Annotated in this window: 10 protein-coding genes; 3 read left to right on the top strand and 7 right to left on the bottom strand. The window is 64.2% G+C overall.

The genetic code is table 11. The annotated features are described in order from the left end of the window. Positions 1-649, top strand: a 649-nt coding sequence (locus VF794_RS02495) for an ATP-binding cassette domain-containing protein (RefSeq protein ID WP_331107325.1), incomplete at its 5' end; no start/stop codon positions are given. Positions 650-736: 87 nt separating this feature from the next. Here VF794_RS02495 and VF794_RS02490 read toward each other — a convergent pair. From VF794_RS02490 to VF794_RS41675, 3 genes are read right to left on the bottom strand one after another with little or no spacing between them, the layout of a single operon-like run. Continuing rightward, positions 737-1,549, bottom strand: a complete 813-nt coding sequence (locus tag VF794_RS02490; RefSeq protein ID WP_331107323.1) for a hypothetical protein — start codon at positions 1,547-1,549, stop codon at positions 737-739. Between the two features lie 28 nt (positions 1,550-1,577). Then, positions 1,578-1,982, bottom strand: a complete 405-nt coding sequence (locus tag VF794_RS41680; protein ID WP_414640863.1) for a hypothetical protein — start codon at positions 1,980-1,982, stop codon at positions 1,578-1,580. After that, positions 1,979-2,230 carry a hypothetical protein gene (locus VF794_RS41675; protein WP_414640862.1) on the bottom strand — a complete coding sequence of 84 codons (252 nt, stop codon included), beginning with the start codon at positions 2,228-2,230 and terminating at the stop codon, positions 1,979-1,981. The genes VF794_RS41680 and VF794_RS41675 overlap by 4 nt, the downstream gene beginning before the upstream one ends. A 624-nt stretch (positions 2,231-2,854) precedes the next feature. Here VF794_RS41675 and VF794_RS02480 point away from each other — a divergent pair. Further along, entirely contained in the window at positions 2,855-4,285 is a 1,431-nt protein-coding gene (locus tag VF794_RS02480) for a hypothetical protein (protein WP_331107321.1), read from the top strand. Positions 4,286-4,453: 168 nt separating this feature from the next. Here the strand turns inward: VF794_RS02480 and VF794_RS02475 are convergent, their stop codons facing one another. The 4 genes from VF794_RS02475 to VF794_RS02465 all read right to left on the bottom strand — a co-directional run bounded on the left by VF794_RS02475 (position 4,454) and on the right by VF794_RS02465 (position 7,785). Beyond that, positions 4,454-4,693, bottom strand: coding sequence for a transposase (locus VF794_RS02475; protein ID WP_414640861.1), 240 nt, complete (start codon positions 4,691-4,693; stop codon positions 4,454-4,456). Next, positions 4,635-5,246: a transposase gene (locus tag VF794_RS41670; protein ID WP_414640860.1), complete on the bottom strand. Its 612-nt coding sequence runs from the start codon at positions 5,244-5,246 to the stop codon at positions 4,635-4,637. The genes VF794_RS02475 and VF794_RS41670 overlap by 59 nt, the downstream gene beginning before the upstream one ends. Positions 5,247-5,514: 268 nt before the next feature. Then, positions 5,515-6,543 carry a dihydrodipicolinate reductase gene (locus VF794_RS02470; RefSeq protein WP_331107317.1) on the bottom strand — a complete coding sequence of 343 codons (1,029 nt, stop codon included), beginning with the start codon at positions 6,541-6,543 and terminating at the stop codon, positions 5,515-5,517. Between the two features lie 210 nt (positions 6,544-6,753). Then, positions 6,754-7,785 (bottom strand): hypothetical protein, encoded by a 1,032-nt coding sequence (locus tag VF794_RS02465; RefSeq protein WP_331107315.1) that lies wholly within the window; start codon positions 7,783-7,785, stop codon positions 6,754-6,756. A 682-nt stretch (positions 7,786-8,467) separates the two neighbouring features. On the opposite strand from VF794_RS02465, the gene VF794_RS02460 reads away from it, so the two are divergent. Then, positions 8,468-9,151: a hypothetical protein gene (locus VF794_RS02460; RefSeq protein ID WP_331107313.1), complete on the top strand. Its 684-nt coding sequence runs from the start codon at positions 8,468-8,470 to the stop codon at positions 9,149-9,151. Positions 9,152-9,219 lie beyond the last annotated feature (68 nt).

The raw sequence follows: 9,219 nt of genomic DNA, 5'->3' as shown, positions 1-9,219 counted from the left end.
CGGCGACGGCACGATCAAGATCGAGATGCACTTCCTGCCCGACGTGTACGTGCCGTGCGAGGTGTGCAAGGGCGCCCGGTACAACCGCGACACGCTCGACATCGAGTTCAAGGGCAAGAACATCGCCGAGGTGCTCGAGATGAGCGTGCGCGAGGCGATGCAGCACTTCGGCGCGCACAAGGACATCATGCGCGTGCTCCAGACGCTGGAGGACGTGGGGCTGGGCTACATCCGGCTGGGGCAGAGCTCGCCCACGTTGTCGGGCGGCGAGGCCCAGCGCATCAAGCTGGCGCGAGAGCTGGCGCGCGTGGCCACGGGCCGAACGCTCTACATCCTCGACGAGCCCACCACGGGCCTGCACTTCGAGGACATCCGCAAGCTGCTGCACGTGCTCAACCGGCTGGTGGAGGCGGGCAACACGGTGCTGGTCATCGAGCACAACCTGGACGTCATCAAGAGCGCGGACTGGGTCATCGACCTGGGCCCCGAGGGCGGCGCGGGCGGCGGGCAACTGCTGGCCGTGGGCACCCCGGAGCAGGTGGCCGAGGTGAAGGAGAGCTACACCGGGCGCTACCTCCAGCAGGTGCTGACGAAGTCGCGCAAGCACCGCGTGAACCGCCGTCCCAACACGGCGGCCCCCGCGGCTTGAGCGTGCGGCATGACGGGGCGGCGGCTTCGATTCCCGCCGCCTCCACTCCGTGTCTCCCGGAAAGGCTCAGCTTTCCGGGATGGACAATCACCTGCTCCGCTCCTTCTCCTGCTCTGCGATTCTCTCCTGTTCCCTCCGCCAGTCGTCCAGGATGGAGATGGGGTGTAACGAGCGGTAATCGATCTTCTTGTGATACACCGCGAGATGGTGTTCGCCCGCGATATGCACGAAGACACACAGGGGCGGAACCGGGTGACTCTTCCACCAAGCCGCTGCCTCCGCATGGGTGTCGAAAGAGGCCGCCGGGGCAGGCAACCCACGTGACGTGACGGCCTCGATGAATCGTTCCAGTGCGTAATCGCGTCGGAGGGCACGCACGCCCCTCTCACGAGAATAGAAGACCTCCAGATATTCATTCCCTACCAGGATATAGGCGCTGCTGGGCGGCTCGGGGACGTTCCTCAACCAACTCTCCGCCTCGTCGCGCGTGTCGAATCGGGCGATGACTGGAGGAGGTTTGCGGTAGAACGTCTTCAGGTAATCGTGAAATTCCTCGCACTGTCCTGTTGAAGCAATGAACTCGAGCTGAGCGCTGGCGACCTGGATGAGCTTCTTCTTCTCCTCGGATCGCAGGGTGTCGCGGATTCGAGAGAGAGTCTGCCTGGCCCCGCTGGCCTCCTCGCCATTCTCGTCACACCAGGAGGTTCTCACATCGACAGCACGGTCTGCCGAGGGGCGTACGAGATAGTCCTCGAAGCGATAGAGCTGACCTGTTCGCCAGATGAAGAAGCCTGCCTCTTTCAGGAGACGGTATGCCTTGGAATCGCCGGGCGGCTGGAGCTTCTGCCACTGGTCGGCAACCAGTGCTTCCGAGGCGGAGAGCAGTTTGTAGATCGTCACGGTGTCTCCGGCGTCCTGAACCATCCCCTCATATTGGACCGAAGACTTCCCGAAATACAGGTTGCTCGCGCAGGAGTTGAGCGAAACGCTCCATCAAGGGGAGGAGCCTGCTTTCAGGCATCATGGGGATGGCCTGGTAATACTCACAGCCTTGCCGGAAGAGAGAATAGGTCCGTGTCTTCACGGTATTGGCCTTGAGGTAGCGCTCCATCCCGAGGCTTTCCCCTGCCGCACCCAGCAGTGTCAGCAAACTACAGGCGAGCGCACTCACCAGCAGCAGGCGGTCCCGCCTTTCCGTTGAACGCACCCTCACCCAGGACAGGCCCATTCCAAACCGCAGGTCCTTCACGTCCCGGAACGTCTCCTCCGTGCGAAACCTCTTGGCGTACAGCCCCACCACGAAGGCCGCCGTGGCCTCCTTCAGGCTCGTCACCAGACACCAGGGCTCCTGATGCCCGGGTTGGACAGCAGCCGGTCCACCTGCTTTACCCCGTGCTTGCTGTGCGTGCCTCGCGCCCAGGCCAGAGCATTTCCAATGGTATGGACCCCCAGGCTGGCCGAGTGGATGACGCCCAGGACGGCGTAGGAGAGGGATAGAACACGTCTGGCGTGCAGATCCTCCTCGAAGAGCGACTCCAGAAACGAATGGACCTGTTGCTCATTGAGGCGAGGCCTGTGCATGACCGCAGCAGTAACCACGCAAGTCCTACTTCTCGCACCATTCAGCCTACAGAGCCCTCCCTTGCTCCCCTGCTAAAATGAGGGGATGGTTCAGCACCTCACCTGCTGGGGTGGCCCCTGCGCCGCAGCCAGCGCAAGCAGGCCGCGTGGGCAGTGACAGGTGCTCCAGAATGACGCGCACTGCGTTGGGTGCCGTCAGGTACGCCAACACCCGGTGCCTGCCTCCACACCAGGCACAGGTGAAGACATCCAACGCTTTCCGTCGTGGATTTTGAGCTTGCAGCCATACCGGAGAAGTTGGCAGCACAAGCCTACTGTCCACGTAACCCAGGCAAGCCAGCGCATTTGACACTCCGCTCCGCGCTGGCATATCGTGCACAAGTCAACTCAATCATATTCCACTGGTGCGAATACCGTATGAATCTGTCACCCCGCCGTGACCCGCGAACAGGGGAAAATCCCGGGTCGGCTCTGCCGCCCTCCTCTTCGATTGCCCGCTCCGTGACCGGGACAATAGTCGCACTTGTCTTGCTTACACTGAGTTTTGGAGCGAGTCACGCTCACGCACAGGCCTGGAGTCTCACCAAAGAGCAACGCCAAGCGTACCTGTACTACTACGCGCCTGTGATCTTCCAGCGTGCGGATGGAAACAACGGCAAGCAGGGACGCGACTGGATCACCAACTTCGACTTCGACCAGGACGGCGACTTCTCCAACAATCGCGTCAACTGGCTCAACATCCACAACTACATCAGCGCCTCCGCCTCCGGCTCGGGCGCTTACAGCAACTGGCGCATCCGTCCGACGCTCTACACCAGTCTCATCGAACACATGGAGGGCGGCAGCAAGTCGCTCGTGCTGTTCTATCACGTCTACCACGCGACGGATAAGGACGGTAACGACATACACGATTGGGAGCGCGTCGAAATCCTGGTGCGCGGCGTAAGTGGCACGCCGGGCGGGGGCGGCGAGTACGTCAATCACGTCACGGCCACGATGCACGGGGAGCAGCTCATCCGCCGCTACTACGACACGGGCGGGCTGAACTTCATGCAGACGGCGACGGGCAAGCACATCCTGTTCTGGCAGGCCGACGATAATGACTGGGATAAAGTCTCAGACCCTTACGGCTATCACGCGCACGCGCTCTGGCATGTAAAGACCCCGTACAGCACGATCGCGAGCCGGATGAACACGTCGACAGAAGCCGAAGTCAACCTCCATCACGCGAGCGACAACAACGTGCATTATGTGTTTGTGCCCGAAGGGTCTCAGTCGGCGGTGAATGCGTGGGGAGCAAAGCCGTTGAGTTACGCCACCGCGTCGAGTCTCGCCAGCTACGTCGATAATGGCACCGAGGTGCCTTGGTATTCGACGAAGCGCATCACCTACGAACTCCAGGACATCGCCGACATCGTGCCGACGCACTGGGCGGGCAACCAGTGGTACATCCACTGGCTGACGAACGATTCCAGGTACATCCTGCTGGAGAGCCCGATTTTGAACGAGGCGGGGCAGCCGGAGGTGAGCGCGGGGATGCAGCTCTTCTACCTGAGGTCGCGTGACATCGGAAAGTCGGACGGGGTCGGCGCGGACGCCGCCGTCCTTGGTAAAAAGCCGCTCTGGGGCACCTACTCGGCCGAATTGAACTCGGAAGCCCCTTGGAGCCAAGACGAGTTCGGCGGGTTCGAGGGACTCGGATACGACAGCTACGGGCGCACCCGCGGGGCAGCCAGCGGCTTCTACGACTCGCATAACTCCTACTGGTGGCAGCACGATTTCTTCGTGCACTCGGGCGCCATCACCAGCGACCAGACGCACCACGAAGCCGGGAGCTGGCTTGTGGGCCAGTGGTATACGGCGGCCAACGGCGGGTTCGACGGGCGCTGGGTGCAGCTCTTCGACGACCGCCCCGGCTACGAGCAGGCGCCAGCGCCAACTCCAACGCCCGTCTGTTCCTCGACCTCCCAGCAGCAATGCGAGATGAATGGCGGTACATGGAATCCCACCAACTGCACCTGTCGAGCTTTATGTTCAGGCTGTGAGATTCCTTGAACCTTGACGGTTGCTCAGGCATAAGCACCTGACCTGAAACAGTGTTCGAGTGGCGGTGTTGACTGGTCTTCGATGTCAACACCGCCACTCGACGTTTGGTAGTGATGTGATGAAGCTCCGACACCTCGTCCCCTCGGACTCTCCCCAGGCCCAGACCAGCGGAGGGGCTCACCGCGCTTCGATCAGCATCGGCAAGCCGTTGCGCGAGCCGAGGGTGCCGAGCATGTCGAACTCGACTTTCGCCATTCCAGGCCCGGCCAGCCGAGAGCGCGCACGCGAGGAGGAAAAGCCCAGCAGTTGCTTGAGGTCGCGGAAGAGCACCTCTATCGCCCAGCGACAGCAATAGCTTTCAATGACTTGACGAGCCGTGCGAGTGGAGCCCGTGCAGAAGAAGACGCGCCAGGGCACCTCGCCACGTTCCACTTTGACGATGACGATTTTGAGCAGGGGTTTGCCGGCGGAGCGATACCAGCGAGCCACCAACTCCTAAAGAGGCGGAAGAGGACGGGCAGCGCCCAGACTCGCCTGGTAAAGGGCACGGGCACCACACGGCCAGCACTACCCAGACATGGCCGAAGGTGAGCAGGCGCCTTCGGCGGGTAGAGCGCACCGCGTCGACGTGGACGCCCAGGCCGAACACCTTGGGCCCCTTGTGGGTGCACAAGGTGTCGTCGAGCACCAGGCGCAGCGGCCCCGGCACGAGCGCCACCAGCTTGAGCAGCAGCAGGTGCCCCACCCCGTCCAGGCTCCAGCGAGCGCGGGAGAAGAAGCGATGGAAGGCGGCATGGTGCAAGGTGCCGCAGACGCCTGCCACCACCAGTGATTCGGTGACGGCATGCAGTCCGCTGGTACGCACCCAGCCTGAAAACAGGGTGAGGAAGCGGAGAAACGAGGGCCGGGTGAAGGCGGGGCTGACGAGCAGCAGTATCGGTAGCAGTGTGTTCAAGGAAGGAGCGGTCATCGGTTCACTGGACGGGAAAAGTCTTGGTCGACTTCTCAATCTTTCCCGTTGGCCCCCCTTCTCCTCCGCTCCCTCTCTTCCTCGCTTACTCGCCTGCCCTCCTCAAAATGGCGAAAGTCGAGTCTGACACCTTGACTGCAGGTGACGCCGCACTTCCACTCGCTGGTTCCGGACGGTGTTTTCGTGCCGAGGGAGGGCGGCGTGCGCTTCGAGCCGTTGCCGCCGCTCCCACATGGGAGGGCGGCAGGCCCCCTGTGTCAGAGGCTCCCTACGCTGCGACTTCCAGGCGGGTGACGTAGGCGGCGGGCTCCAAGCGGTCGGTGGTGACGAAGCCCGGGGGCGCGGCCAGCAGCTGGGGCAGGCGGTTGAGCACGGTGGCGCACGTGAGCGCGGGCGTGGCGGGCTGGCGGACGGTCACCGTGGTGTCGGGCTCGCCCCGGAGCGTCCACTCGTTGAGGTCCACCTCGCCAGGTCCGTAGAGCTTGCCCACACAATGCGTCTCGATGACCGGCCCCTCGTGCGTCTCCGTCACCACCACCGCCTTCATGCCCGTGGCGTGTCCCGCGGGAATCTCACGGCCCAGGCTCGCCGAGTGCAGTGTCTGGTCATGGGTGGTGGGGAGCAGTTGCTGGCGGATGTTCCGCACGCGCCAGCCCAGCCGGGCACACAGCCACTCATTGGAGTTCCAGACATAGGAAGGCGCGTTGCTGGCACCAATCCTGGCGGCGAAGGTCTCCACGTCCAGCCCGACACCGTGCTTCTGGGCCAGCGCGCTCCCGTAGTCATCGGCGTTGTACTGCGTCAGCCCTACGATGCGGTCGATGCGGTGGGTGGAGCCGGCCAGCACGGTGACGAGGTTGCCCCAGAACACATCCTGGAAGCCCGAGCCGGTGAGGGTGCAATCGTTGGCCCTGGCCAGCTGGTCCAGCTCCTCGGTGACCGCCTTCGAGGTGGTCCAGGGGAAGAACGCCTCCTCGCCGATGGTGATGGCGTTGACGCCGTGGCGGGCGGCCACGCGCAGGGCGTCGGCCAGCTCGCTCATGATGCTGCGCGTGCACAGGATGCACACGTCGGCCCGGGCCTCACGGAAGACGGCCTCGGCCTGCTCGGGATGGTGGATGCGCACGCCGAGCGGTGCGCCGAGCCCGGCGACCTCTCCCGCGTCCCGTCCCCGGCGCGCCTCGTTGCGGTCGATGGCACCCACCAGCTCGGCGCCCTTCTCACGCAGGGTGCGGATGAGGGTCTGTCCCATCAAACCGCAACCCCACTGGATGATTCGAATCGGTCTCTTGCTCATTCATGCCTCCTGGAGAGATAGCTAGCACATCAAGCGTCGAGCCAAGGTGGACTTGAAGGAGGCACGTCGGTGGAACGGAGCTACGACGTGTCGGCCGACTCGTCGGGGACGTCGGAACTCCAACCTGTCAGGCCAACCGTATATAGCGGTGATGAAGCGGCTGACCGGCCACGAGCGTGAAGGCCCCCCGAGCCCTACATCGGCGACACCTTAAATCTTCGGCTCCGCGACGCGCAGCCCGATGGCGAACGACTGCGCGTTGGCCGGATTCGGCCAGAACGGCGGATCCCCGCCCTTGCACTCCCAGGTGTCGTTGATGGCGGGAGTCTTCGAGGTCAAGGGGAACACGGGATTGCTCCTGACCATGTATTCAGGGGCAGGGGTTCCAACGCCCGGGATGAGCTTCGTCGTCGCCGTGACGGCGCACCCTCCGCCCGTCAAGGAATAACCCTGCTCCACCTTGGCCTGCGAGCTGGGGTAGTGTCCGATGTTTCCGGCCGTGGCGTTGACCGGCCCAGTGAACAGCTTGCTCTCCAGCTTGCCTGGCCCTTGCAGCCGGCAAGCCACCACGTGCGCTGTCACGGTGGTCGGCATCCCGAGCGCCCCCGCATCCAGGGTGCTATACGGCCCTGAACCCGCGCAGGACCAGCCCTTCATGTCATCAGCGGGTCGGGACGAGACGATGACAGTATTGTACGGACCCTGGCTCGCATCCGCGCCCGTGCAACCGCCCGACGTAAGGACGTAACCCTTATCGACATCGTCGCTGGAGAGCTGGACATTGACCTTGGGAGAGGGCCCGCGGGTGCTCGTGGCCTCTCGGACCACGCAATCCAGGCTGACCTTGCCCTTGGTCGAACTCGCTTGTGCGTAGATGCCTGCAGCCACCACGCGACCCGAGCCGGGATTGACCTTGGGCGGTACACCGGCGTCACACTGCCAGCTGTCACCTGAAGGCTTCGACGAGTACATGATGAGCGCATGGGAGAAAGAGGGCGGCGCCTCATCCCCTACGTGGGACGCGGCACAACCGCCACCGATCAGCTTGTACTCGCTCGTGGGCGAAGCTGTCGAAGCTTGGAGCGGATAGGTAGGCCCTGACGCGTTGGACGCGACCAGCTTGATATCCAGGCTCACCGAGGGCTTTCCCGCCTGTGGCGGTGTCTTCGGCTTCTGTGCGTGGGCTGCGCCGCCGAGGCCGATCAGCCCGAGGGTGATGGCCGGAATGATGCGCTTGTGCATGGATTCTCCTATGGGATTGGGGTCCATCGTTGACTTCGGGGGGGAGGCACGAGCAACGGGCGTGCCAGGGGGCGCGAGGGGAGGCGCCAGGGATGCCTCAGAGGAGTCGTCCCGGTAATAAGCCCCTGACAATTCGTCTGACACCGCGTTGGCGTGTCTACCGACGCGTCACCGACGCGTCACCGACGCGTCCGGGATGCATCTTGCTCCAGTCCTTCCGGGCACCGTCAGAGTGAGCGTCAACGTGTGAAGCAGCTGACGAGGGCCCCACGCTCCAGAACGACCTCGGCGCGCGAGGCTCCATCCGTAAACGCCACGTCGCGCGTTTCTCTCCTCCGAGGTCTCGATGCGTCCATCCAGTCGACTCACGGTCAGGCCTCAGCCGCTGATTGCGGTGAAGGACGTGAAGGCCAGCAGCGCTTTGGTTCGAGGTCGACGACTTCGATGCCGCCGTCGAACGCGGGGCGAGGCGAGCTGAATGCCTCGAGGCATCGCGCGCTCGACAACCGCTGAGCACGCTCAAGCTCCATCACTTCTCGGTCGGTGGGCAACCTTGAAGCGCCAGCACCGCGTGAACCGCCGTCCCAACACGGCGGCTCCCGCGGCCTGACCGACTCATGACTTGCGCGCCCACTCCGGTTGGGGTTGGCATCGGGGCTCCCCTCTCGCAGCGGAGCCCGCCATGTCCGAATCAGCCCTCCCCGCCCCCCAGCTCGTCATCAACAGCCGCATGCTGTACTCGAGCTGGATCCCCGCCGACACCAAGGCCGCCGCCGCGCTGCTGCCCCCGGGGCTGGAGCCCGCCGCCAACCGGGCCCTCTTCATGAATCAGTACGTCGTCGACTCGGAGAACCAGACCTCCAGCTTCGGCGCCTACTCGCTGACGTACATGGGGCTGGACGTGAAGGGCACGGCGCCGGACGGCGTGACGCCCGCGCGCTTCTTCACCCACTACTTCAACTCCTCCGAGCGCGTGCGCGACTACGTGCGCGCACGCGGCGTGCCCGCCTCCGAGGGCACCACCACCCTGGAGTTCAATGGCGGCGAGCTGGTGGCCACCACGCGCGTGCAGGGGGTCCCCATCCTCCGCACCGTGGCCCGCGTCGGTCAGCAGATCGCCTCGGTCGCGCGCGGGCACCTGACGTACGTGACGCGGGTGAACAACAAGCTGGTGGCCGGCAACTACCCCTACGTGGGGGAGATCGCCGCCTCCTTCGAGCTCGTCTCGCTGGAGTTCCTCGCCAAGGACCACCCGACGTACGCGCTGCGCCCCGCGAGCCCCATGCAGCGGGTGGAGGGCTGGTGCTGGTACGCGCCGCGTGACTCCTTCGTCTACCCGGGTGGGGAGTACGAGTGGAAACCGTAGGCTCGCGAGCACCCGATCCCCCTTCGGGAGTATATTGCCCCGGCGCGTGTTGAGGCCCGCGTCTGGCA

The organism is Archangium sp., assembly GCF_036389735.1.
Lineage (GTDB): Bacteria > Myxococcota > Myxococcia > Myxococcales > Myxococcaceae > Archangium.
This window is presented reverse-complemented; position numbering and strand designations above follow the sequence as displayed.